This window comes from Brucella tritici (assembly GCF_902825325.1).
GTDB lineage: Bacteria > Pseudomonadota > Alphaproteobacteria > Rhizobiales > Rhizobiaceae > Brucella.
The window spans coordinates 1-399 of record NZ_CADEAR010000080.1; the positions used below are offsets into that span (position 1 = coordinate 1).

Below are 399 nucleotides of genomic sequence, written 5' to 3' on the forward strand. Positions count from 1 at the left end.
CATCACCCGGCGGCAAGAGCATCTGATCGCCGAACTGAACCACGCCTTGCATGGAAAACGGTCGGAAAAGCTGTCAGAAGACGAGCGGCAGCTGGCGTTCGAGGATTTGTCTATCGCGCTGGCGGAGGTCGAGGCAGAGAAGGAAACGCGTACCGCCAAAGCGGGCGACGGAACGACCAGACCCGCATCCAGACGCACCATCGGCAATTTGCCTGCTACATTGCCGCGTATCGAAGAAGTCATCGAACCGGACAGCCTGATTTGCCCCTGCGGCTGTGGTGTCATGCACAAGATCGGTGAAGACCGCAGCGAGCGGCTGGACATCGTGCCGGCGCAGTTGCGTGTCATCGTTACAGTGCGTCCAAAATATGCCTGCCGGATCTGCACCGACGGGGTGAC

1 protein-coding gene is annotated in these 399 nt (G+C 59.9%); it reads left to right on the plus strand.

Going from position 1 to position 399, the window contains the following annotated elements; all coding sequences use genetic code 11:
- Window positions 1-399: IS66 family transposase zinc-finger binding domain-containing protein (locus HWX93_RS22750; protein WP_176038823.1), on the plus strand; the 399-nt coding region annotated here is incomplete at both ends.